The sequence below is a fragment of the Jeotgalibacillus soli genome (assembly GCF_000829435.1).
GTDB lineage: Bacteria > Bacillota > Bacilli > Bacillales > Jeotgalibacillaceae > Jeotgalibacillus > Jeotgalibacillus soli.
In genome coordinates, this window is sequence record NZ_JXRP01000022.1 from 48,604 (window position 1) to 70,502 (window position 21,899).

General features: G+C 39.3%; 26 protein-coding genes, 1 pseudogene and 1 riboswitch. Of the genes and pseudogenes, 9 read left to right on the plus strand and 18 right to left on the minus strand.

Features of this window, described 5'->3' with window-relative positions:
* Positions 1 to 23: 23 nt before the first annotated feature.
* Entirely contained in the window at positions 24 to 260 is a 237-nt protein-coding gene (locus KP78_RS17970) for a YuzB family protein (RefSeq protein WP_041091025.1), read from the minus strand.
* 260 nt (positions 261 to 520) lie between these two features.
* On the opposite strand from KP78_RS17970, the gene KP78_RS17975 reads away from it, so the two are divergent.
* Positions 521 to 1,588 carry an NAD(P)/FAD-dependent oxidoreductase gene (locus tag KP78_RS17975; RefSeq protein WP_041091026.1) on the plus strand — a complete coding sequence of 356 codons (1,068 nt, stop codon included), beginning with the start codon at positions 521 to 523 and terminating at the stop codon, positions 1,586 to 1,588.
* A 68-nt stretch (positions 1,589 to 1,656) separates the two neighbouring features.
* Here KP78_RS17975 and KP78_RS17980 read toward each other — a convergent pair whose 3' ends face one another.
* Positions 1,657 to 2,646 carry a zinc-binding dehydrogenase gene (locus tag KP78_RS17980; protein ID WP_041091027.1) on the minus strand — a complete coding sequence of 330 codons (990 nt, stop codon included), beginning with the start codon at positions 2,644 to 2,646 and terminating at the stop codon, positions 1,657 to 1,659.
* Positions 2,647 to 2,776: 130 nt separating this feature from the next.
* Here KP78_RS17980 and KP78_RS20200 point away from each other — a divergent pair, with 130 nt between their 5' ends.
* Positions 2,777 to 2,926 carry a hypothetical protein gene (locus KP78_RS20200; protein ID WP_157841533.1) on the plus strand — a complete coding sequence of 50 codons (150 nt, stop codon included), beginning with the start codon at positions 2,777 to 2,779 and terminating at the stop codon, positions 2,924 to 2,926.
* Between the two features lie 295 nt (positions 2,927 to 3,221).
* On the opposite strand, the gene KP78_RS17985 is transcribed toward KP78_RS20200, so the two are convergent.
* The 3 genes from KP78_RS17985 to KP78_RS17995 all read right to left on the minus strand — a co-directional run bounded on the left by KP78_RS17985 (position 3,222) and on the right by KP78_RS17995 (position 5,010).
* On the minus strand, positions 3,222 to 3,473 hold the full coding sequence (locus KP78_RS17985; protein WP_041091028.1) for a hypothetical protein: 252 nt from the start codon (positions 3,471 to 3,473) through the stop codon (positions 3,222 to 3,224).
* A gap of 459 nt (positions 3,474 to 3,932) precedes the next feature.
* Positions 3,933 to 4,358, minus strand: coding sequence for a phage holin family protein (locus KP78_RS17990; RefSeq protein ID WP_157841534.1), 426 nt, complete (start codon positions 4,356 to 4,358; stop codon positions 3,933 to 3,935).
* A gap of 217 nt (positions 4,359 to 4,575) precedes the next feature.
* Positions 4,576 to 5,010, minus strand: coding sequence for an ArpU family phage packaging/lysis transcriptional regulator (locus KP78_RS17995; RefSeq protein ID WP_041091029.1), 435 nt, complete (start codon positions 5,008 to 5,010; stop codon positions 4,576 to 4,578).
* Positions 5,011 to 5,188: 178 nt separating this feature from the next.
* On the opposite strand from KP78_RS17995, the gene KP78_RS18000 reads away from it, so the two are divergent.
* Positions 5,189 to 5,530, plus strand: a complete 342-nt coding sequence (locus tag KP78_RS18000; RefSeq protein WP_041091030.1) for a helix-turn-helix domain-containing protein — start codon at positions 5,189 to 5,191, stop codon at positions 5,528 to 5,530.
* A gap of 118 nt (positions 5,531 to 5,648) precedes the next feature.
* A complete protein-coding gene (locus KP78_RS18005) occupies positions 5,649 to 6,179 on the plus strand; it encodes an ImmA/IrrE family metallo-endopeptidase (protein ID WP_041091031.1) in 531 nt (176 codons plus the stop codon).
* A 105-nt stretch (positions 6,180 to 6,284) separates the two neighbouring features.
* Here KP78_RS18005 and KP78_RS18010 read toward each other — a convergent pair whose 3' ends face one another.
* Positions 6,285 to 6,611 (minus strand): YuzD family protein, encoded by a 327-nt coding sequence (locus KP78_RS18010; protein ID WP_041091032.1) that lies wholly within the window; start codon positions 6,609 to 6,611, stop codon positions 6,285 to 6,287.
* Between the two features lie 66 nt (positions 6,612 to 6,677).
* Here KP78_RS18010 and KP78_RS18015 point away from each other — a divergent pair.
* Together KP78_RS18015 and KP78_RS18020 are read left to right on the plus strand one after the other, a co-directional pair.
* A pseudogene (locus KP78_RS18015) lies at positions 6,678 to 6,970 on the plus strand (NifU family protein).
* A 257-nt stretch (positions 6,971 to 7,227) separates the two neighbouring features.
* Positions 7,228 to 7,740, plus strand: a complete 513-nt coding sequence (locus KP78_RS18020) for a phosphatidylglycerophosphatase A family protein (protein ID WP_041091036.1) — start codon at positions 7,228 to 7,230, stop codon at positions 7,738 to 7,740.
* 66 nt (positions 7,741 to 7,806) lie between these two features.
* Here KP78_RS18020 and KP78_RS18025 read toward each other — a convergent pair whose 3' ends face one another.
* Together KP78_RS18025 and KP78_RS18030 are read right to left on the minus strand one after the other, a co-directional pair.
* Positions 7,807 to 8,574: a TIGR01457 family HAD-type hydrolase gene (locus KP78_RS18025; RefSeq protein ID WP_041091037.1), complete on the minus strand. Its 768-nt coding sequence runs from the start codon at positions 8,572 to 8,574 to the stop codon at positions 7,807 to 7,809.
* A gap of 131 nt (positions 8,575 to 8,705) precedes the next feature.
* Positions 8,706 to 9,143, minus strand: a complete 438-nt coding sequence (locus tag KP78_RS18030; protein WP_041091038.1) for a DUF86 domain-containing protein — start codon at positions 9,141 to 9,143, stop codon at positions 8,706 to 8,708.
* Positions 9,144 to 9,299: 156 nt separating this feature from the next.
* On the opposite strand from KP78_RS18030, the gene KP78_RS18035 reads away from it, so the two are divergent.
* Positions 9,300 to 9,566, plus strand: coding sequence for a DUF3055 domain-containing protein (locus tag KP78_RS18035; RefSeq protein ID WP_041091040.1), 267 nt, complete (start codon positions 9,300 to 9,302; stop codon positions 9,564 to 9,566).
* A gap of 51 nt (positions 9,567 to 9,617) precedes the next feature.
* Entirely contained in the window at positions 9,618 to 9,908 is a 291-nt protein-coding gene (locus tag KP78_RS18040) for a hypothetical protein (protein WP_041091041.1), read from the plus strand.
* Between the two features lie 13 nt (positions 9,909 to 9,921).
* Here the strand turns inward: KP78_RS18040 and KP78_RS18045 are convergent, their stop codons facing one another.
* Positions 9,922 to 10,203, minus strand: a complete 282-nt coding sequence (locus tag KP78_RS18045) for a YutD family protein (protein WP_041091042.1) — start codon at positions 10,201 to 10,203, stop codon at positions 9,922 to 9,924.
* Between the two features lie 115 nt (positions 10,204 to 10,318).
* On the opposite strand from KP78_RS18045, the gene KP78_RS18050 reads away from it, so the two are divergent.
* The gene (locus KP78_RS18050; protein ID WP_052474934.1) at positions 10,319 to 11,020 is read left to right on the plus strand and encodes a YhcN/YlaJ family sporulation lipoprotein; all 702 of its coding nucleotides are present in this window, start codon (positions 10,319 to 10,321) and stop codon (positions 11,018 to 11,020) included.
* Between the two features lie 334 nt (positions 11,021 to 11,354).
* Here the strand turns inward: KP78_RS18050 and lipA are convergent, their stop codons facing one another.
* The 9 genes from lipA to KP78_RS18090 all read right to left on the minus strand — a co-directional run bounded on the left by lipA (position 11,355) and on the right by KP78_RS18090 (position 21,518).
* Positions 11,355 to 12,275 carry a lipoyl synthase gene (lipA, locus tag KP78_RS18055; protein ID WP_052474935.1) on the minus strand — a complete coding sequence of 307 codons (921 nt, stop codon included), beginning with the start codon at positions 12,273 to 12,275 and terminating at the stop codon, positions 11,355 to 11,357.
* A gap of 243 nt (positions 12,276 to 12,518) precedes the next feature.
* Positions 12,519 to 12,626 (minus strand): methionine/alanine import family NSS transporter small subunit, encoded by a 108-nt coding sequence (locus KP78_RS19670; RefSeq protein ID WP_106388602.1) that lies wholly within the window; start codon positions 12,624 to 12,626, stop codon positions 12,519 to 12,521.
* Between the two features lies 1 nt (position 12,627).
* A complete protein-coding gene (locus KP78_RS18060; RefSeq protein WP_041091046.1) occupies positions 12,628 to 14,136 on the minus strand; it encodes a sodium-dependent transporter in 1,509 nt (502 codons plus the stop codon).
* A 303-nt stretch (positions 14,137 to 14,439) separates the two neighbouring features.
* Complete coding sequence (locus tag KP78_RS18065) at positions 14,440 to 16,074, minus strand: Na+/H+ antiporter NhaC family protein (protein WP_041091048.1); 1,635 nt, start codon at positions 16,072 to 16,074, stop codon at positions 14,440 to 14,442.
* 122 nt (positions 16,075 to 16,196) lie between these two features.
* Positions 16,197 to 16,378, minus strand: a riboswitch (Lysine riboswitch).
* 70 nt (positions 16,379 to 16,448) lie between these two features.
* The gene (gene yunB, locus KP78_RS18070) at positions 16,449 to 17,207 is read right to left on the minus strand and encodes a sporulation protein YunB (protein ID WP_041091050.1); all 759 of its coding nucleotides are present in this window, start codon (positions 17,205 to 17,207) and stop codon (positions 16,449 to 16,451) included.
* 52 nt (positions 17,208 to 17,259) lie between these two features.
* The gene (locus KP78_RS18075) at positions 17,260 to 18,357 is read right to left on the minus strand and encodes an HD-GYP domain-containing protein (protein WP_041091051.1); all 1,098 of its coding nucleotides are present in this window, start codon (positions 18,355 to 18,357) and stop codon (positions 17,260 to 17,262) included.
* 92 nt (positions 18,358 to 18,449) lie between these two features.
* On the minus strand, positions 18,450 to 19,805 hold the full coding sequence (locus tag KP78_RS18080; RefSeq protein WP_041091053.1) for a bifunctional metallophosphatase/5'-nucleotidase: 1,356 nt from the start codon (positions 19,803 to 19,805) through the stop codon (positions 18,450 to 18,452).
* Positions 19,771 to 20,652 (minus strand): sulfite exporter TauE/SafE family protein, encoded by an 882-nt coding sequence (locus KP78_RS18085; RefSeq protein WP_327063198.1) that lies wholly within the window; start codon positions 20,650 to 20,652, stop codon positions 19,771 to 19,773. The genes KP78_RS18080 and KP78_RS18085 overlap by 35 nt, the downstream gene beginning before the upstream one ends.
* Positions 20,653 to 20,669: 17 nt before the next feature.
* On the minus strand, positions 20,670 to 21,518 hold the full coding sequence (locus KP78_RS18090) for a DUF72 domain-containing protein (RefSeq protein WP_041091055.1): 849 nt from the start codon (positions 21,516 to 21,518) through the stop codon (positions 20,670 to 20,672).
* Positions 21,519 to 21,899 lie beyond the last annotated feature (381 nt).

Genomic DNA, 21,899 nt, shown 5'->3' on the forward strand with positions numbered 1-21,899 from the left:
GGGGGTTTACAATAATCCAGTGATTAAAACATTGGATTTTCTTCTAAATATATATAAATCTCATCGACTAGCTCTTTGGGAGAGTTGGCTTCAACAATTTCTCCATTTACTAAAGCAAAATGAGAAGATGCACATATTCCGCAATATCCAAGACAGCCATACTCTATGATATCGAGATTTGGATCACGTTCAAGTATCTCCAGTGCTTCCTGGGACCCGCTAGCCAAATTGCTCAAACAAAATTCAATAATAGGTTTCATCTTTCTTCACCTCTCACTACCCGTCTATCCTACCTTGTTTTGATAGGTTCGTCAACGAATTAAACCACAAGAAAACGTTTCCAGTAAATAATTGAATGTGAATGATTCCCCTTATAATTATTGTACATTTCGTGCTAATCCGCTATACTTTTCAATGAATGATTTCCGATATATTCATCTTAATATTACACTGTGCATCATATTGAAAGTGCTTACCTTTATTTGCACATCCAATACTGAGTATGAAGAGAGGGTTACCCATGAAACAATTAGTCTTACTTGGTGGCGGCTATGGTAATATGCGTGTCCTGCTGCGTCTTTTACCAAACCAGCTCCCTGATGATGTGACGGTCACCTTAATCGATCGCAATCCTTATCACTGTCTTAAAACTGAATATTACGCACTCGCTGCTGGAACGATCTCGGACAAAGAAGTAAGAGTAACGTTCCCGGAACACAAGAATTTGTCCATTCGCTATGGTAATATTTCAAAAATCGACACAGACAATCAGCAAATTGTGCTTGATCATGGAGAAAGTGTTCCCTATGATGATCTTATTGTTGGACTTGGCTGTGAAGACAAATATCATAATGTACCAGGTGCAGATGAATATACATACAGTATCCAATCAATCCATCAGTCACGGGCAACTTACGAAAAGTTATCAAATCTTCCTTCAGGTTCCGTTGTAGGGATTGTTGGAGCAGGGTTGAGCGGAATTGAATTAGCCAGTGAGCTCAGGGAAAGCCGCAGTGATTTAAAAATTAAACTATTTGACCGCGGTGCTCGTATCTTACCTGCATTTCCCGAAAGGCTAAGTAACTATGTACAAAAATGGTTTGACGCTAACGGAGTAGAAGTAGTCAGCAACTCAAATATTACAAAAGTAGAGCCTAGCATGCTTTACAATCACGAAGACACCATTCCGGTTGATGTTTGTGTATGGACTGCAGGAATTCAACCTGTTGAAGTTGTCCGCAGCATGAATACAGAAAGAGGATCTTCAGGACGGTTAGTCGTCACTACCCATCACAATTTGCCGGATGATGAGCATGTATATATTGTTGGAGATTGTGCGGAATTACCATTTGCACCAAGTGCACAATTAGCTGAAGAACAGGCAGAGCAAATCGTCAAAGTACTTCTTATGCGCTGGAAAAATGAAACGCTTCCTGAACAGATGCCAAAAATTAAATTAAAAGGCTTCATGGGCTCATTAGGGAAAAAACAAGGATTTGCCTACTTAGCCGATCGAACCGTAACAGGTAGGATTGCCCGATTGCTGAAATCTGGTGTTCTTTGGATGTATAAGTATCATAATGGATGATGTTTTAAAATCGATACCATTAAAAAGCCACGCTCTAAAAATAGAGCGTGGCTTTTTTCGCCGAAAAACTAAATATATAGACCAATTTTCCCAAGCTGAGCCGCTCTTTCCAATCGATCAAAGGCTTTTCCAAATTCACACAATGAATACATCTGATCCAAAACAGGCTTGATTTGATGTACTTGAATAAATTCGAGCATCTCATTATACTCTTCAGCACTTCCAAGAGTGGAGCCTAATAAATTAAATTGTCCGTAGAAGAATTTACGGATATTAATTTCAATATCATCTCCAGCTGAAGCACCAAATGTTACAATGGTACCTCCAGGCCGTAGCTGATCAAGCGATTTATTAAAGGTAGCGGCACCCACGCATTCGATGACGAGATCCATTTTTTCTCCGCCAAGCGCCTGTTCCCAGTCTCCATTGCTGTCAATTGCTTTGTCGGCACCAAGCTTGATCGCTTTTTCACACTTATCCTTTGAACGTGAAGTAACATATACGCTTGCACCCACCGCTTTTGCAAATTGCAATAAAAACGTTGCAACCCCGCTGCCGATTCCAGGAATCAATACTTTCATATCCTTATGTATTCGGCCTCTTGTAAACAATACCCGGTACGCCGTGAGTGCTGCCAAGGACAATACTCCTGCTTCTTCCCATGTTAAATAGGCTGGCTTCGATGCCACATTGCAAGCAGGAATCACGACTTTTTCAGCAAAGGTCCCGTGAAACGGGTGGCCGAGCACTTCAAAGCCTTTCGGGGGAGCATCACTATTTTCGTTCCATCCTAGAGCAGGATTGATGATCACTTCATCTCCAACCTGGAAATTTAAAACCCCTTCTCCAACAGCATCGATGATACCAGCTCCATCCGAACCAATAATTAACGGAGGGTCGGTCGGTTTATGGCGATCAAGCACAAAAAAGTCTCGATGATTTAAACCAACTGTCTTCAGCTTTATTCTCACTTCGCCTTCTTTTGGCGGCAACTCTTCGATCTCTCGATAAGAAAGCCCCCCGAAACCTTGGTGATCTGCATGTACGACTGCTTTCATCAAATCCCTCCAATTTAATCTTTTTTAAAAATTTAGGTAAAAAGTTTTATTTTAATCATGCGGGGTATAAGTAATAAGAATCAAATCAGTTGAAATTATAACGTAAGCAACGTTAAATGAGGTGTTGATTATGATCACAAAAGAAGAAATGCTTATTTTTCAAAGAGAGATAGATAAGCTGAAAGATGACTATCAAAACTGTAAAGACTTTTGGATAAAAAGAATCATGAAAAATGAGATAATTGAATTAGATTATATCTTATTCTTTTTTAAAAAATAGATGTATCAGCCATAAATAGAAATGGCATGCAATTCTGCTGTACAGATTAAGTTCATGACTCAATCTACTTTTTAACTGCAGATTTATTTTTTCACAACAATCTCTATAACCTGTTCATCCTCTAATTTTTCATTCGTCTCAAGAAAACCAATATTTTTATAAAACGAAACGGCACTCTTATTTTCTGGAACAATTGATAACCGAATTCGTTCACAGTCTTAATGCTTTCAAATAATTTCGATGATTTTCTACATAGCTTTTCTTGCGTAGCCTTTTTCCCGGAATTGCCCTCCAATCATAAATCTTGGAATCCAATGTTTATCTTCCTGGTCATTGGCCAGAATGTATTCGACTGCACAAACACCAATGACAGCACCTCCATCACAGATCGCATAAGGTGTATAGTCAGAATCGACATATACCCAAGAAGTGGTAGCAAGGTTTGTCGCAATATATTATATTGCTTTTGTGCTTCTGCCACCTGCAGCTTTGCACATGCCCTTATGTTTTCTTGTGTAATTGGTCTGATTTCAATATTGTTATCCATCATCGTTCTCCTATTCTGATAAAAATGATACTTATCTCATCATTATCTTAAAGATAACTGTTTTTATCTATCAATTCAACAAACAAATTAGTATATTCATAATTTATTTAGTATTTTGATATTATGATAATTTTTCTGGGTTATCGTTAACGGAACTATTTTTTTATGAAAACAAGCATTTCCTATGGTTATTTAGTATTCACCATTGAATTCAATTTACAATAAACGAAATTAACGAAATAAAATATTTTTTCGGAATATTATTGACACTGCATTTTTCCTGATAATCTACTATTTAAATTCTATGAAACGAATCCACTCCAAACCGTTTTAACGGACGAAGATTATGAGAATAAACGAGGAGCGTAGGGTATTTAGCTGTTTATGAGCCTCACTTCCACATTTTGGGTCTTTATTTAGTATTTAAGGCCTTCGTCTATAATTTATGGTCCAAAGTTGTCAATCGTCACAGCTTTTTTCATTCTTGTCTGCTGCATCATTCTCAGATTGTGCATTTGATGATTCCTTTAATTGCGCAAAGTACTGATATATATGGGGGGGGATGGATACGCCTAAAACACGTAAGCTTTGAGTAAAACCAATACCTTCCACACTAATTAAAAACATAATGGTGGCATTCCGTATAAACTGTTCACTGTTTCCTGTGATCTTATCAAGCTGGACAGCTGCGATGATAATAAAAAGCATGCAAGTTTTCCTTTTTAACTCAGAACAGATTTTTATCTTATTGCGACCGAGACTGACCATTATTTTTGATGCAAGTTCGAGCATAGCAAGAATTATATAAGCAGTTATCAATTCATCAACCCCGCCTACCAGATAAGATCCTATGGACAAGCTTCCTAAAGCAACTTTTTCCTTCATCCAAACTTCACTCCTTTTCATCAGTTCAAAATTTTTGCATTTCACAAAAAAAACACCTTCCATTGGAGGTGTTTTCAACTTTGATCATGGTATTTTAAGCCTTCCTGCTCGAAACGCAATATCTTTTTCTATTTCTATACTATCACTTTACTACACAAAAATAAGAACAAACGTTCTATTTTTTGCCGTTATTCTGCCAGCCTTTTTATTAGATCGATTATTTATATTGTTCAATACCAAGCGCAAGTGCAAGCTTCAAAAAAGCTCGAGCTTTAATCCTATAGTACTTCCTTTCACTAATCAGTAATTTATTGTACAGCTGATAGTCATATACATCTTCTTTTTCTAAGTATCTGCTGATCATTATCGTTCTTTCTAGTGAGGATAATCGATTCACAGCATTTACCATTCTATTAATATTGTCAATCCGTTCATTTTCGTAGTCCACATTCGCAATGGCTGCTGATTCAGTAGAAGAGTGTGAGGATTTGATGGTGATAGCTGGGACAAACAAACAGGATTGTGTAATCTTCGGCATGCGATCTAATGATAATGTTAAAAGATACATCCTGTATTTTCCAATGGCTGCTTCTACCGCTTTTTTTGTTTTTACACGATCAATGTCTGGTAAATAAAGATCTGTGATAGACATCTTAATTCCTCCCTCTTTTAGCAACATTTTGTTTCCTTTATTAATAAACATTATAAAAGCAACATATAGTTACTGTCAAACGAAGGAACATTGATTAGATTCATCAACATGTAACACAACGTTGCGATATAATAAAGGGAGAGAAATTGAGCGTGCTTACAGAAAGGAGAGCCTCCATATGTTTGGCGAAAGGTTAAAGCAATTACGTTTACATAAAAAAAAGACCCAGCAGGATATGGCGGCTCTTTTAGGCATTTCCCGACAGGCTTATGGCTATTATGAAAATGGTTCAAGGCAGCCAGATTATAATGCTATTAAGCTTCTAGCTGATTATTTTGAGGTTTCGATTGATTATTTAATAACTGGAAAACAGGGAAATAAAAAAGAGGATGGAATTTGGGAAGAAGTATTGGACCCGGAGATCGAGCTCTTTTTTAAGGATTTACTTGATGCACCTGAAGAAAAAATGGCTGAGCTGCGAAGAATATGGGAAATCATCAAACGGCTCGATCGTACGTGATCACATAATCAGCTTTTACTTTCCCTGAAAACTTCTCCTTTCATTTGGAGAAGTTTTCTTTTATACTGATAAGTACATACTTATACGAACGTACGTTCTTATCATTAGAGGTGATACTATGAAAACGATCTATACACCATTAGAAGATTTCATTAAAACTCTTTACAATCAGCTTTCGATTACACAGCCTCAACAGCTAAAAATGCTCGATATCGCATCAAAGCTCAATATATCCATCCATTTTCATGACGGTATGAGTGCAGCAATTTCACACAAAAAAGAACAATTTATATTTCTTAATAACAAGATAACTCAGGAGGAGCAGTGGGAGATTTTCGGACACGAGCTGGGGCACATACTTATGCATGCTGGTAATCAGCTCTATTTGCCTAAATCCTATATTCAATTTCAAGAATACAAGGCACAAAACTTTGCTCTCCATTTCTGCATCCCTGGTTTTATGCTTGAAGCCATACCATTACGATACCGAAAAGAAGAAATGGTACAAGCAATCGCGGCTTCCTTCGGCGTCACTGAATTGACTGCAAAAAAACGCTATGAACATTGGTTCAGACAGCGGGAAAATGAGTATATTCAAATGAAAGTGAAAGAATCAATTCATTGGCCTATTGTGGATATTGATCAATAGAGGATCCATTATTTAAAGACAGTGAAACGAAGATTATGTTGAAATAAAATCTATCTAAGCAGAACGATAATTGGATTATCTTCTGCTTAGACAGAAAATACGTTGTTACGCTTTTTTGTAACCGTGCCTTTCGAGCTCAGCAAATACTGTCTTTAATCGTGGATTTCCTTCGCCAACTATTTCTTCTTCAATCAAGACAACAGGATAAAATAAATCATCCTCCACCACTTTATTAGCAAATGCTGTCTTTTTTTCATTAGCAGGTGGATTAAAGATATCAACATAGTCCATCTTAAAAGGCTGTTTTGGGAACTTACGGCTAATGGCAGCTTCGAGCCACTCATAGGTCTCCATTGAGGATGGAGCTCCAACACAGCTTGGACAGGTCGTCTCAGCACCATAAACGGTTACTGTAACAGGTTTTACTGGCATCACACACACTTCCTTTCAAAGCGTAAGAATAATTGTTGAATATAATAGATGATTTGAAATCCATGGATGGATTTTTTTGCTCACTCTTATTATAATAGTATACAGGAAGGGAGTCGATTCGAATGACAGAAGTTGAAATGAGAGATTCAGTTCAAGATGTACTCGATAAACTTCGTCCATTCCTTCTTCGCGATGGCGGAGACTGTGAATTAGTGGACGTTGAAGACGGAATTGTAAAATTGAGACTGCTAGGCGCTTGTGGATCATGCCCAAGTTCGACAATCACTCTAAAAGCAGGTATCGAACGTGCTTTGCTTGAAGAAGTACCGGGTGTCGTTGAAGTAGAGCAAGTATTTTAATTCAGGTCTTATATATTGACAAAACCCCCTCATTTTAGCTGAATGCTGAATGAGGGGGTTTTGTTATTTTTTGGATCATAGTTTTTTCTCAAGGTAAACTTCTATGTATAAATATATTTGATTAGCATAAGACATGAAGATTTTTATCCTTCAAGGCAGCCTTGATTCTTCCAATCCATAGCCTACATGATATCGCGTATTTTGCATATACTAGTAGGAACTTCAAGAGTAACGTATAAATGAAATGAGGTATGTATATGGATCGATCACATTCTCCACTTGAGACTGCTGCGCGGGAAAGTCTTCAAAAGCGCGGAGTTTCTTTAACCGATATTGCAGAACTGGTCATGTATCTTCAAAAGCCTTATCATCCTGACCTTTCCATTAACCATTGTGAAGAAAACGTTGAAAAGGTACTGCAAAAACGAGAAGTTCAAAATGCTATTTTAACCGGGGTTCAGCTAGATTGTTTAACAGAGGAAAAAAAACTTTCTTCTCCTTTACAGGAAATGATTGAGGCAGATGCGGGATTATACGGGATTGATGAAATATTAGCCTTTGCGATCGTAAATGTATATGGTTCTATAGGCTTTACAAACTACGGCTATGTTGATAAACAAAAGCCCGGAATCTTAAAGCGCCTAAATGATAAATCAACTGGAGAATGTCATACTTTTTTAGATGATATTGTTGGAGCCATAGCTGCAGCTGCTTCCAGTCGACTCGCACACACTTACTCTAATTCAGATACAGCTAAAGAAGATGTATAAAATAAGCTGACTCACATCGGCCCTTAAGCAATTAAGGGCATCGACTTGGAGTCAGCCTTTACTTCGTTATTTTAAAGGCCATTCAGCTAATGAATGAATCGCATATGTTGGCTGAATTGTTTTATCTCGGAGCGCTTCTGGTGTTGTTACACCAGTATGGACCATTAATGTATCCATTCCGACGTTAATTCCTGCCATAATATCGGTATCATAATAGTCCCCAACCATGATGACATCTTCCTTTGGCAGCCCTAGAACCGCGAGCGCTTGTTCCATAATGATCGCTTCAGGTTTTCCGATAAACACTGGATTTGTTTCTGTAGAAACTGTAATTACAGAGGTAAGAGAACCATTTCCAGGCAAAAAGCCCCGCTCTGTTGGAAGAGCAATATCTCCATTTGTTGAAATAAATTTAGCTCCACCTCTTACTGCTAAACAAGCGAATGCCAGCTTTTCGTACGTAATTTCACGATCCAGTCCAACAACCACATAATCCGGCGATTCCGTGATGATTGTCATTCCTTTTTCCTGCAGTGCAAGCTTAAGACCATCACCACCGATCATATATACGCTGGCTCCTTCTTTTTCATCTGCAATGTAAGCAGCTGTTGCCATTGCAGATGAGAAAACTTGATCTTTTGTAGCAGGCACATCAAACCCTTTAAGATGTTCCGCCACCTGTTCAGGCGTTTTAGATGAATTATTCGTTACAAATAGATAAGGAATTCCTTTTGCATTTAGCTGCTGAACAAAATGAACAGCTTCTTCTATTTTTTCACTCCCCCGATAGATGGTACCATCGAGATCAATTAGATATCCTTTATAGTCTTTCATAGGTGTTTCATCCTTCCTTTCAATTGCTTCAGCTTTACTCATTCTACTTGATCATGTCATATGAAGATCAATTCATCAAATATTAAACACAAAAAAAATGCTTTCAATAAATGAAGGAGCTTTTTTGATGGTTAATTTTTAAATGCAGATACTGGACCCAGCTCATTTTGCAAAAAATCTCGAACCACTTCAGGAAATTTCTCTAATGTAGGAAGTGCGCTCATAAAAATCCGCTGTATGTACTCATGATCAATGCTTGTATAGTTCTGAACAAGCGACTTCCTGCACTCCACTACTTTCTTTAGTGGTTCAATCATCTCTTTTGTGATCACTTTTTCATCATCTAAAATATCAATAATATCCTCATAGCTTCCAGGATCGCGCATGATAAAACCATCAATCATAGCATTCCCTACATCTAAAATGGCCTCAATGGTAACATGTCCAAGACGCTCGAGAACAAGTTGATGCGCATGACTCGTCCATGACGATTGGTTTTTTAGAAAATCGAGCTGTTTTTCCATATACTTCAGCGTTTGTTCTATCATTTCACGATCAACAAAATACATCGTTAACACGCTCCATTACTTTAGGTTTAAGGTATTTATACTTTCAGTTTACCATAACCACTTGTTACATTGGGATTCCTTTACTGTTTACCTGCTTTATCTTTAACTCGCTCACCGTTATAATTTTAGAAGAGAGAAAAGAGAGGCGGGAAGAAAATGAGTGAACGTTTTTATTTATATGATGATGTGGAGCAAACAAAAACGCGCTTTGTAAGCTTTATGGGAGAACAGCAGCGCTATGACTTAGCCATTATGCAATCAGATCGATACTACGGTAAATCATTAGTGATGGACATTCAAGGAGGACGCTTTGCGGTCATCGGTCAGGATGATTTAGAGGAGCCCGGTTATCTAGAGCATGTATACAAATTAAAGGAAGAAGATGCACAAGAGCTAAGAGATTTTCTATCTGAAATTGTGTAATGCATAATCGAAAGGATTTAGGTGACGCTAATTTAAAGGAGTTGATGACCTATGTCTGGTAAAGATCAACCGTATACAGATGTGTCTAATGTGGAAGCAGGACAAAATTTCCTTTTTCCAGAGTCATTGCCAGAAGGAGCATATGGTTCGCCAAGAGGCAAATTTACCCCAGTTCAAAATAAGGAAGAGCCTTGGAAAAAAGGACAGCGTTATTATAGTGCCTTTAATTATGAATTTAAATCTCTTCATCAAAATCTTCCACGTTTGGATCCCGGTGCTCATCCTCCTCATGATGATCCCGTTAAAGATGAGGAACCTCCTTTTGGAGGAACAAAAAAATGACCAATCAGCTTGGTCATTTTTTTACTTCTACTTTTTTCAAGACGAAATACGGACAGCCAAAGTTACAGTACTCATATAAATAATCCTTTACCGTCGAAATTTTTGTATCAAATGAAGATTTTTGGTTTTGATCATCAAAGAAGCCTTTTAATCGAAGCTGTCCATAACCCCAATCCCCAACGATATAATCGTACTTATGTAAGATTTCGCTGTATCGACCTTCAAATGCTTCTTCATTAAACGCCTCGCGGAATTCCTCCACAATCTCATAGAAGTGATTATGAATCGTAATCACGAAAATACACCACCCTCATTTCAAACTCTTGTCATCATTATACCGCAAAAACCATCATTTACTATGAAAAAAAGGTCTCCACATTGGAGATTCTATCATTAGGGAGGCGTAAAAAATGAAAAAAATGCTTTTGATGTTCTCTTTCACCGGTTTACTGGTAAGTGCCTGTTCTACTCCTTTTGCCACAGAAGAAGATTCAGCACAGTCCAATTTGCTGCAGTTATCGAATGAGACATCAAATGACGATCTCATGGTGGATCATTCTGACGGGGACATTTTTGGTTACTCACGTCATCAAGCAAGTCCATTAGGGAACGGCCCGGAACAGCAAGTTGACCCCGAATCATATTCCATTGACCGTCAGGTAGCAGCTAATGCGATCAGCAGGCTAAGCACCGATCTTCCCGGTATAGAGGATGTAGCTACATTAGTTACAGATGAAGAGGTATTAGTAGCTTATCGCCTAGATCCGGATGCTGATATTGACCGTAACGAAGCTGCAGACCGTGTGAAAAGAACAGCGATTTCTCTATTACCAAGATGGTATCATGTCTATGTAACGGATGATCCGAAACTACAAACAAATATTGAAAATCTTTCTGTTTCTTCACAAGGGATGAAAGAAACAGAAGAAGCAATTGCATCAACGATTGCCATGATGAAGGAACGTTCTCCTCAAGGTTATCGAATTGATGAAGGTGAAAACGCAAATGGAGAAACAAGGGAAGACGAACGCGACCAAATGAGCGAGAAAGAAATGATTCAACTGGCTCCGGCTGCCATGGATATTGGACAAAATAGAGCAGCAGATGCTTAATCTGCTGCTCAGACTGTTGACAAACGCTCGCTTTCTTCGAAGTCTAGCTACAGCACCTAGCCCCTCTAGGTCATAAATCACAAATGAATTGAAGACAGAGAACGTCTTCTATTCATTCGCGTCTTAAGTTTTTCGGGGCTGGTCAAGGCGCTTCCGCTTTTGGTGTTACTCACCTTGCAACGGTGCTCATTACCAACCCCGGTAACTCCGCTCCTCACAAGGCTTCGTGCCTCGAAAGACAAGCGTTTGCAATTCAGTCTGAAGGGTACAATTTTACTTGGTCTACACACTGAAAGCAGCAGATATGTAATCTGCTGCTTTAGTTTTAACATGTTTAAACTCCTTGCTCTTGCTTTTCACCCTGCGCCTGTCGTTCTCTTGAAGCAGCATTTACCTGCTCATCTGCATGATAGGATGAGCGCACAAGCGGTCCTGCCTCACAATGCTTAAATCCTTTGCTCATGGCAATTTTACGCAGCTTACCAAACTCTAACGGTGTGTAGTATTTTATAACTGGCAAGTGTTTTTTTGTTGGCTGCAAATACTGCCCGATTGTCATAATGTCTACATCGTGTGCACGAAGATCATCCATTGTTTGAATGATTTCTTCTTCTGTTTCACCAAGTCCAATCATTAGACTTGATTTAGTTGGGATATCCGGTTGCATTTCTTTTGCACGTTTTAAAAATTCAAGTGAACGTTGATATTTAGCACGGGCACGAACTCTAGGTGTTAAACGCTCAACCGTCTCAATATTGTGATTTAAGATATCTGGGCGTGCATCCATAAGCATTTCAAGATTCTCACGTAATCCTCCCATATCGGAAGGCAGCACTTCGATTGTAGTGAAAGGATTTTTTCTTTTAATTGCGCGAACAGTTTCTGCAAAAACGGCTGCCCCGCCATCTTTAAGATCGTCACGCGCAACAGCTGTAATAACCGCATGCTTTAAATTCATTAGCTGAACAGAATCTGCTACACGCTCTGGCTCAGCTAAATCAAGCTCAGTTGGTAAGCCAGTCTTTACCGCGCAAAAACGGCAAGCACGTGTACAAGTGTCCCCAAGGATCATAAATGTAGCTGTTCTTCTTTCTCCCCAGCATTCGTGTATATTAGGACAGCGCGCCTCTTCACAAACCGTATGTAGATTATTTTCTCTCATCATTTTCTTTAAGCCTGTATAGTTTTCATTCGTATTAAGTTTGATTTTCAACCATTCAGGCTTTCGCAAATATTCATTCTTTGTTGTACTCACGATACTCGCTCCAATCTTATATATTCTATAACAAGATTTAGATCTGAATTTAATAAAAGATGTACAAATAATTGGATTTTCAAATTGAGAAATTCATGATTTTATAGTCTATCCAACCTACTCTACCTGATGTCACTTTATCACACTGAATTATTGAAAACAAGGCTGACCGTACCAATTTTGACAGTCAAAAAATTCATACAAAAAAGAGACTGCCAATGACAGTCTCTTTCCATTCAAAAATCAAGAAGCTTTTTTTGATTTCATCACTGCATTAATAATGCTTGCCGCAAGTCCACCCCAAATAATAAGAACACCCAGGACCATCATGACAATTGCGCTTATTCCCATATCAAGATACCTCCTTCTTATTACTTGATGATTGAACTGAATTGCCGCTCCATTTCTTTACTGAGAATAGTGTCGCAAGCAAAATCACTCCAATAGCAACACTCCAGCCAAAGTTGAAAATGAATTCGCGCGGATAGTCGCCGTATTCTGCAGTAAGGTTTTGCCGTAGATTATCGTACATCGTATAGCCAAGAACTACCGGCGTAATAATGCCTAGACAAACCTTCCACCAAAGTCCAAGACGAATATCGGAAACTGAATTAGCGTGTTTTTGCAGCGGATCTAGCTGTTTAATATACCAGGCAATAAACACCACTTCGATCAATCCCGCAAAAGCAATACCAAACTGATTAACAAAGTAGTCTACTACATCAAGGAAATTCAACCCACCTTGCGTTGCAAATAATAAGGAAATAATTGCGGCAATACCGCCACCAACAATAACTGACGTAGAGCGTTTAACATTGAATTTTTCTTGAATGCCTGCTACATATGTTTCTGTGATCGAAATGAGAGATGTTAAACCTGCCAGCACCAAAGAAGTGAAGAAAAGGAAACCGAAAAACTCGTTGAAGGCAGGAAACTCATTAATGATAGCCGGGAATACGGCAAAGGCTAAAATAACCCCGCTGCTTACCACTTCTGAAATCGGAACACCTTGCTGTGCAGCCATAAAACCAAGTGCTGCAAATACACCAAAACCGGCAAGCAATTCGAAAGAAGAGTTAGCAAAACCTGTTATAAAGGCATTATTTGTAATATCTGCTTTTTTAGGCAGGTAGCTTGAATACGTAATCATAATGGCAAAGGCAATCGATAAACTAAAGAAAATTTGCCCATAAGCCGCTACCCAAACTTTACCATCTGTAATCATTTCCCAGTTTGGCTGGAAGAATGCATTTAATCCATCCAATGCTCCTGGCAAGGTCATAGCTCTAATAACAATAATTAAGAATAAGACGACAAGGGTTGGGATCATAATTTTGTTGGCACGCTCGATTCCTCGTTTAACACCTGCAAATAAAACACCAAGCGCCACACCCCAAACAATTATTAGAGGAATTAAAACACCTGGAACCAGTGAACCGACGGCCCCTGCTTCTCCTACCTGCAAGTAATCAACAAGCAGGAAGGTTTGAGGATCGTCTCCCCAAGCATTGCTGAATGAAAAATAAGCAAATGACATCGCCCATGCAATAATGACCGCATAATAAGTAGAAATGACGAACGCGATTGCGACTTGCCACCAGCCAATCCATTCTGCTCCTTTACTCATACGGCTGTATGAAAGGGGTGCAGATCCACGATATTTCTGGCCGATCGTAAATTCCAGGATAAGGAGCGGAATTCCAGCAGTTAATAAAGCGAATAAGTACGGTAAGAAAAATGCTCCTCCTCCATTTTCATAAGCGACCCCAGGAAAGCGCCAAATGTTACCTAGTCCGATAGCTGAGCCCACAGCAGCCATTATAAATCCAGCACGCGTTCCCCATTGTGGACGATTTTCCATACTAGTCCCCCCTAATGTACTCCCTATATATATCCCGGAAGTTTCCGTATATTCAGATTATTTAGTTTAATATAAAATTAGTATAGCACTTGTTACCTAATTGTAAAGTAATATTTAAAAAATAATATGAATTATATGAAAATAATTATTTTCAATCATTACTTTATTCCAAATTAGGATTTTTATATAATAAAACAATATTAATATGATTTTTCCCCACTCTAATTGTACTTTTACATGCTATCACAATAATCCTTTAAATTGGAAAAGGAAGCTAACCGATTAACGGCAGCTTCCTTTCAATTAATTTTCTTCAGTAGATCTAACATTATTATTAGTTGAAATTTTCCCCATAACGATGGCGAAAACAATTAGTAAAAGAACGACCAAACCAAGCGCCAGTAACGTGTTGTCTGTAAAACCAAGCACTACGTATCCAGCTGCAGCAATGGCAGCGGCTGTTAACGCGTATGGAATTTGAGTGAGTACATGGTCCATATGATTGCTTCCTGCTCCCGTTGACGAAAGAATGGTTGTATCGGAAATTGGTGAGCAATGATCACCGAATACTGCTCCTGCCAAGACAGCCGCTAATGCCGGTAATAATAGCTCAACATCAGTAACAGCCGTAATTTGTCCAGCGATTGGCAGTAAAATACCGAATGATCCCCATGACGTTCCTGTAGAAAATGCCATAACCCCTGCCGTAAGGAAAAGAATGAGAGGTAACCAAGCTACATTCAGGTTAGAGGCTTCAACAAGACTAGCTAGATATTCACCTGTTTGCAGTTCTCCAATAAGCCCTACAAGCATCCATGCAAAAATAAGGATATAGATGGCTGGCAGCATTGATTTTACCCCTTCTTTTAAAGCAAGAATAAATGCTGTTCCCCCTATTTCGTTTGTACGCTTCATTTGGTTGATAAGTAATATAATCGCAACAACTAAACCGACAAGACCACCATATACTAATGATTTTGCTACATCCGTATATTCAAACATTTGTATTAAAGAAGCAGCCTGACCAGTGTCTTCTCTGTAAAGCTGGCTGCCTGTCCACATCATAGCACCGACCGTACCAATAACAAGTGCAATAATCGGCCATACAAGATCGCCTACAGTTCCATGGCTACTCGTCGGTAAATCATTCTTCAATTCCCCTGGAATTTCTTTTGTTTCATCATATACATGACCCGTTTCAATGGCACGAAGCTCATGCTTGCGCATAAGGCCAAAATCAACACCTCGCAACGCGACAATTAAAACAATACCAAGTGTTGCCCATACATATAGATTCATCGGAATTATTTGCATAAAGGCCGAGAATGCAGAGTAATCAGTAATTCCATGATGAACTAAAATACCGCCAATAATGGCAATAATATAGGCTCCCCAGCTAGAAATAGGTGATACAACACATACAGGCGCGGCTGTTGAATCAATGATATACGCTAACTTTGCACGTGAAACTCTATGTCTGTCTGTCACGGGTCTTGCAATCTGTCCAACGGCTAAACTGTTAAAATAATCATCTATAAATATAATAATACCAAGCATTGCTGCCAGCAGCTGTGCCCCAGCTCGTGTTTTTACACGTTTCATCGCCCAGTCTCCAAACGCTCTTGCACCGCCTGAAACATTAATAAATGCCGTAATAACACCCAGAATCAATAGAAATAGAATAATAAAGATATTCCAAAGATTTAACTCACCAGGAGCGCCATCAGATCCATAGGACCAGAATACGCCGCTAAATGTCAGCCAAAGGCTTTCCAACGTTGATAATTCGTCTCCAGATGCTTGAAAAAAATTAAAGCCCGTTACAAGCAATGCAGCCGATACGATTCCTGCACCAAGAGACAGCAATACTCTTCTTGTCAGCAATACCATTAAGATCGCAATAATCGGCGGTATTATTGAATAAATTGTTCCTTCCATATTGTCCTCCTTAAATATAGATCGGGTAGAACAGAGTGTACATGATGTAAAAACGCAAAAAAGGGCAATGATAGAGGTCTCTACCATTACCCTTGTGTTCGTTAAGTAATGTATGCTCCATCACGATCTGTAGCTCCTCATTGCAAAAATTTTCTGCAATGAGAGTGTTATCCTTCTTAAAGATAACCCCAGTGATAGGCCCTTGACGGATCATTATCACTTCGGCAATTCTTCCCTTTCAGCTGCGATCATCGTTGTCATCCTTACACAGCGTACTCTTGAAGACTGCTCCTCTACCCCATCGAATTATGATGTGGTGATCTATTCTTTTTTTACTAATTCATACTACCAGTCCCCGCTGCTCCTGACAAGTGTTAATTTGTAGGCAATGGAACCTCAAGTGATGGAGACATGCCTTCTCCAATATTATAGATCTCAGGAACCTGTCCTTGAATCAAACCCATTGCAACCGGAATATCCTGTTCAATGGTGGTAATGCCAGTAGCAAATGGCACGATGATCTGTACGTTCACAACAAGGTGGATTGAAACCTCCACATAAGCGTTATTTATGCCAAACTCCCGTATATCTGATTTGATGTTTGATTGGACATCCCCAACAGCATGAAAGCGAATGGGGATTTTGGGGCCAAGGTTCCCAATCAAAGCATTATTGGCGGCTTGGCCAAGCGGGATCGTATAGACAATTCCTTCCATATCACCTGATTCTTCTACCTCAATATCAAGCTCCGTCAAAGAACGTAATACCTTTGTATCCCCCCGCTCGATGGCACGTAAATGCTCCTGTACAAGCTCAGTGGTTTCTGATAAAACCCGATTAATAATTTCTGTATTGAATTTAGTGGTAACCATCTCGGCTGAATCTGTCGGAACGTTATCAATAATATCATTTATATCCATAACATTTGCAATTTCACGGTTTATCGCTTTGCTAATAACAAGCGAGCCTATTTTTCTTGTTTGTGATTCCGCATATGTCATTAACGCTGGCTTGATACCCGTATTGATCATCCATAAACCAAGTAGTGTAAAGACCACAAACATAATACATGACAACAGCCAAACATATCGGACTGGCCATGCACCCCTTATCTTTTGCCGATTCCATTTCACAAAAAAACGCCCTCCTTCACAATTAGTGTATGCGAAGGAATAGGCGTTTTTCCTAGAGATCTGATAAAACAATATCCGTATTAGTGATTTCCACATTAAGCATTTCTATTAAACTAATCTCGTATGGATTTTCTATAATCTCTTCACCGTTTTGCATGATCCTTATGTTAGGACGAGTAGCAAAGCCTTTATTTTGAGAAGAAATAATCCCTCTTCTGCCGTCATTCAATTCAACAGACAGACCGTTTGGAAAAATGGCAACAGCCTGTTTAAAGGCTTTTATAACCGTCTTATCAAATAACCTGCCCTCACCATCATGAAGAATTTCCAACCCTTGTGATGGCAGCATTTTTTTTCGATATACTCGATTTGATGTTACGGCATCAAATACATCTGCAACGGCCATGATTTTTGCATATGGATGAATGTCCTTTGCTAAAATACCGCGTGGATAACCAGAACCGTCTAAACGCTCGTGATGCTGAAAAGCACAGTGCGCCACTAAAATCGATACAGAATGTAAATTTCTAAGAATCTCAAAACCGTGCGTTGTATGATCTTTTATCATTAGAAATTCATTCTCAGTTAAAGCCCCAGGCTTTAACAGAACTTCTTCAGGTACCATAATTTTACCGATATCATGAAGAATGGCTCCCATTCCAATTAGTTCAAGCTGCTGCTGAGGAAGCTTAAGCTGCTTTGCGATTGCTAGCGTATACAAGGTTACATTAAAAGAATGATGAAATATGTATGAATCATAGATATAGGCATCTGAGAGTACGGTTAAGAGATCAGCATTGGAGTGTAGATCGTCCAATACCTCACGTACAATATTTCGAAATTCTTTTGATTTTTGATCCAGTATGTAAGGTACAACCTTTCCTTTGCTGTCCGTCACTGACTTAAACGATTCCTCCATTTGTGAAAGAGCCTTTCTTCGCACCTCTACAGACACAGATTCCTTTACTTCTATTCCTTTTGATCGTTCATCATCAATATACACATACTGAACACTGAGTTCTTTCAGACGCCCGATCATCCGCTCCGTCAGCAGGACATTTTCTTGGAGAAGGGGCCGCTCGGAAACATTGTAAATGGTATTGCCAAGTACCATTCCAGTGCGAAGCATCTTTGTTGAAATCAATCTCACACCATCAACCTACTTTTCAACGATTTTGTAACGAATACTTTACCTTATTTATCGGTTGAATCTTAGGAGTTTTGACCTTTTCTTTCATTTTCTTACTTTATACGCTGTTTCAATAGATCACGGAGAAATTCCGGCATGAAATAATGTTTTTTTGCACGCTGTAATTCAGGGAAAAAATAACCGAATGTAAACATATCAACAGTCGCAACTCGATATAGTTGGTCGTTTATAATCGGTTCATGATTTACTAAAAATTGATTTGTATCTGCTACAAGCTCAATTCCATCATAGATAAAAGCCCCTAAAATCGTTCCTCGAAACCCCAACCCTTTCACTTCCATTGTCGGCCACTCCGCGTTTTTTGATTGACGTAGAACTTCCTTTAGCTCTGCACCACTGAGTTCAACTAGGCAGGGATTGATGGGATGCGGTAAAATACGGTGCAAATCATATTCTGTAACTGGTCCTTCAGGTAATGCATCAAGCAATAAGCCGCCTGTCAGAAATGCACAATCAGCCTTGCACCATTCTTTAAGCGCAGAACATAGCAGTTGTGACAGCGGTGATGTAGATAATGGATTGTGTTCAAGCGGTTTCTCCAGTGTTGTGATAGCCGTTGAAAGCAATTCCTTCCCTTGACGTTCCCACTCGCAAAGTTCTTCTTCCTCCTGCAATGATGCTGGCAATAAGGCAGTTTCTACAAGTTTAGCCGATCGTGCTGTTACACGTTTTATTGAATGATCAAACTCGATTTCCACCTGTCCCACATACATACCGTATTTCCCCGCTGCAGCTAGTAAGGTTTTATTATGAAACTTTCCATCTTCCAATACATGGTGAGTATGCCCACCCATAATAATATCAATATCTGGACATTCTTCAGCGACCCATTCATCTTCACGTATGCCTAAATGAGATAAAAAAATTACGATATCCACTTTCTCCTTTAACACTCTTACTTGTGCTTTTAATTCATCCTTTGCAGAAGTGACTCTCCATTTTAACCGTTCATAAAAGGGACCATATTCAGCCGTCACCCCAACAATGCCAAGCTTTGTTCCCTTTGATGTCGTTAGGATTGTGTATGGCTTGGCCCATTCAGGTCTGACACCTTTTTCTGTAAAAAGATTTGCCACAACCACTGGAAATTCAGCCTCATCATAAAGATGCTGCAGTTGATTATGTGAAAAAGTGATTCCTTCGTTATTTCCGATTGTGACGGCATCATAACCCACCTCATTCAATAAGCGAATATTCTCTTTTCCTTTTGAACCTTCTGTAAGGGAATGAGAACGATCAACATGATCACCGATATCAAAAAGAAAAACATTCTCATTCTCAAGTTGATGATATTTTTTTCTTTGACCTATAAAATCACGTATTCGAGGCCAATTTTCAAAATGACTATGGAGATCATTTGTATGGTATAAATAAATCTTTTCTTTCAACTGAAAAAAACCTCCTTTCCATCAGCCAATCATGCCTACCGGTATTGAACGCACTCCCATTACAACCAGAAGAATCTGTAATAAAAGGACCAGCTTGTCCGACTGCATTCGCACATTTAACCCAAGCTCCAAGCTTAGCGCCAAACCATGCACCAGCAGCCAGTAGAACCGTATATAGCCAATCGACATTTCCTAAATAAATATGAGTAGCTGAGCCTGTTAATGCAGACAGAAGCACTATAAACATGGATGTCCCAACCGCCACGTGTGGAGGAAATAAAAATGCTAAAATCATAAGCGGCACCATCATGGTCCCACCGCCAATGCCAAATAGACCGGAAGTAATACCAACAGCAAATGCCGCAATAGTAGCGAATAAAGGAGGAAATCCATATGTAAAAGTTTTTCCATGAGGATCAACAATTGTACGTTGGAATGAAGCTGATTTAAATCGTTCAACCGGCTTCAATCGACTTCGAATCATTAGAATTAAAGCAAGAAAGATCATGAATATCCCAAATGCAAGATGGAATGAATCTAAAGACACTCGTTGGTTTATCCATGCTCCAAAAATAGCTCCTGGACCGCTACCTATAAAAAAGATTAACCCGCTTTTAAGATCAACTGTTTTTGCTTTAAGATAAGCAAGCGTTGATGAAAATCCAGTAACGATCATTACGACTAATGAAATCCCTACAGCAGAATGAGACGTAATGCCTGTTAATATTGGTATTGCTGAGCCAAAGAATAAAAGTGCAGGAACGACAATTATTCCTCCCCCAAAACCTAGCAAAGCACCTGTAACACCTGCTGCCAATCCGATCAGCGGTAATAAAATCCATTCCATAACTTCAACTCCAAAGGTTAAAATAGGTCAAGCTGTCTAGGCGCCAGATCCTCATATTCAATTCCTAGAAGCTGCATCAATTGCTTCGCGTTATGTGCAGCGTCCCCACCAGAATTATTATTAAAAAGTATGTAGAGATCCTTCGACTGCTGCTGTAGTTCACGAATGATTCCAACCCACTCAGAAAGCTCCTGTTCATTATATTTATATAAATATCGAACTTCTCTCCAGTTATCCCCATTCCCTTTTCGTGTCCAACCGTGCATATTTCGGCCATGAAAACGAATGAGTGTTGCTTTGGTATTCGTCGAGACCGGAACAATTGGGATCGAACCCTCTCCAGCCTGTGGCTCATCACAGACACTATGAATCCATTGCCCGTGCTCCATAAAGGAAATGGTTTTTTTTCTGAATATAGGAGAATACCACGTTTGATTACGAAATTCTAATGAAATCGGTACATCGCTTAACATGTGCTGGCAATAACGCAAATAATCCACATGAGCCTTCGTACAATTAAACCAAGGTGGAAACTGTAACAGAACCATCGCAAGCTTTCCCTCATCAATAAAGGGCTGAAGCGATGCTCTAAACGCTTTAAACATCACTTCTTTTGAATCAAAAGGAATATCTCCACGCTGATGTCCCGTTATTCCCTGATAGGCTTTTATCACAAATTTAAAAGAAGAAGGCGTCTCATTAACCCACTTTTCAGCATGTCGAACCGGCTGCACTGCATAAAAGGATGCATCCAGCTCGACAACTGGAAAATGACTCCCATAATCCTTCAGCTTATCTCGCCCAGCAGACGCTGGCATATAAAGACTAGGATGATCCCCCCACCCAGTCAAGCCAATATAAATCATACTATCACCCACCATATATATAAAAGCATTGTAACATATTAGAAAAGCGAAGGCGCCCGTTTAGACCCGACGCGCATAAGACGCAATGCCCCAGTTGGCACTCTTTTCCAACTGGGGCATTGGGGCTTATGACCTCGAGGGACTGGGCGCTGCAGCTGGACAATGAAAAGCAGAGGCTCACGTTTAGACCCGGCGCGCATAAGACGCAATGACGACTGCTTTATTGATGTTCAAGTTCAAATTTGATTTTATCGAAGCCCTTGTACAATTAATCGAAGCTTATAGCTGATTTACCGAAGCTCGAACACAATTTATCGAAGTTCAAAAAATCCCATCTGCTATTTGGGAGTTTTGAACTGATTATCACCTTCTTAAAAAGAG

Excerpts from the sequence above, each read along its gene's own strand:
- KP78_RS18090 (WP_041091055.1), bottom strand. The coding sequence starts at position 21,518 with ATGATTTATATTGGCTTGACTGGGTGGGGGGATCATCCTAGTCTTTAT.
- KP78_RS17970 (WP_041091025.1), bottom strand. The coding sequence starts at position 260 with ATGAAACCTATTATTGAATTTTGTTTGAGCAATTTGGCTAGCGGGTCC.
- KP78_RS18040 (WP_041091041.1), top strand. The coding sequence starts at position 9,618 with ATGTCTGGTAAAGATCAACCGTATACAGATGTGTCTAATGTGGAAGCA.
- KP78_RS18060 (WP_041091046.1), bottom strand. The coding sequence starts at position 14,136 with ATGGAAAATCGTCCACAATGGGGAACGCGTGCTGGATTTATAATGGCT.
- KP78_RS20200 (WP_157841533.1), top strand. The coding sequence starts at position 2,777 with ATGATCACAAAAGAAGAAATGCTTATTTTTCAAAGAGAGATAGATAAG.
- KP78_RS18085 (WP_327063198.1), bottom strand. The coding sequence starts at position 20,652 with ATGGAATGGATTTTATTACCGCTGATCGGATTGGCAGCAGGTGTTACA.
- KP78_RS17980 (WP_041091027.1), bottom strand. The coding sequence starts at position 2,646 with ATGAAAGCAGTCGTACATGCAGATCACCAAGGTTTCGGGGGGCTTTCT.
- KP78_RS18005 (WP_041091031.1), top strand. The coding sequence starts at position 5,649 with ATGAAAACGATCTATACACCATTAGAAGATTTCATTAAAACTCTTTAC.
- KP78_RS19670 (WP_106388602.1), bottom strand. The coding sequence starts at position 12,626 with ATGGGAATAAGCGCAATTGTCATGATGGTCCTGGGTGTTCTTATTATT.
- KP78_RS18020 (WP_041091036.1), top strand. The coding sequence starts at position 7,228 with ATGGATCGATCACATTCTCCACTTGAGACTGCTGCGCGGGAAAGTCTT.
- KP78_RS17995 (WP_041091029.1), bottom strand. The coding sequence starts at position 5,010 with ATGTCTATCACAGATCTTTATTTACCAGACATTGATCGTGTAAAAACA.
- KP78_RS18000 (WP_041091030.1), top strand. The coding sequence starts at position 5,189 with ATGTTTGGCGAAAGGTTAAAGCAATTACGTTTACATAAAAAAAAGACC.
- KP78_RS17990 (WP_157841534.1), bottom strand. The coding sequence starts at position 4,358 with ATGAAGGAAAAAGTTGCTTTAGGAAGCTTGTCCATAGGATCTTATCTG.
- KP78_RS18065 (WP_041091048.1), bottom strand. The coding sequence starts at position 16,074 with ATGGAAGGAACAATTTATTCAATAATACCGCCGATTATTGCGATCTTA.
- KP78_RS17985 (WP_041091028.1), bottom strand. The coding sequence starts at position 3,473 with ATGGATAACAATATTGAAATCAGACCAATTACACAAGAAAACATAAGG.
- KP78_RS18030 (WP_041091038.1), bottom strand. The coding sequence starts at position 9,143 with ATGTATTTTGTTGATCGTGAAATGATAGAACAAACGCTGAAGTATATG.
- KP78_RS17975 (WP_041091026.1), top strand. The coding sequence starts at position 521 with ATGAAACAATTAGTCTTACTTGGTGGCGGCTATGGTAATATGCGTGTC.
- KP78_RS18035 (WP_041091040.1), top strand. The coding sequence starts at position 9,300 with ATGAGTGAACGTTTTTATTTATATGATGATGTGGAGCAAACAAAAACG.
- KP78_RS18050 (WP_052474934.1), top strand. The coding sequence starts at position 10,319 with ATGAAAAAAATGCTTTTGATGTTCTCTTTCACCGGTTTACTGGTAAGT.
- KP78_RS18025 (WP_041091037.1), bottom strand. The coding sequence starts at position 8,574 with ATGAAAGACTATAAAGGATATCTAATTGATCTCGATGGTACCATCTAT.
- KP78_RS18010 (WP_041091032.1), bottom strand. The coding sequence starts at position 6,611 with ATGCCAGTAAAACCTGTTACAGTAACCGTTTATGGTGCTGAGACGACC.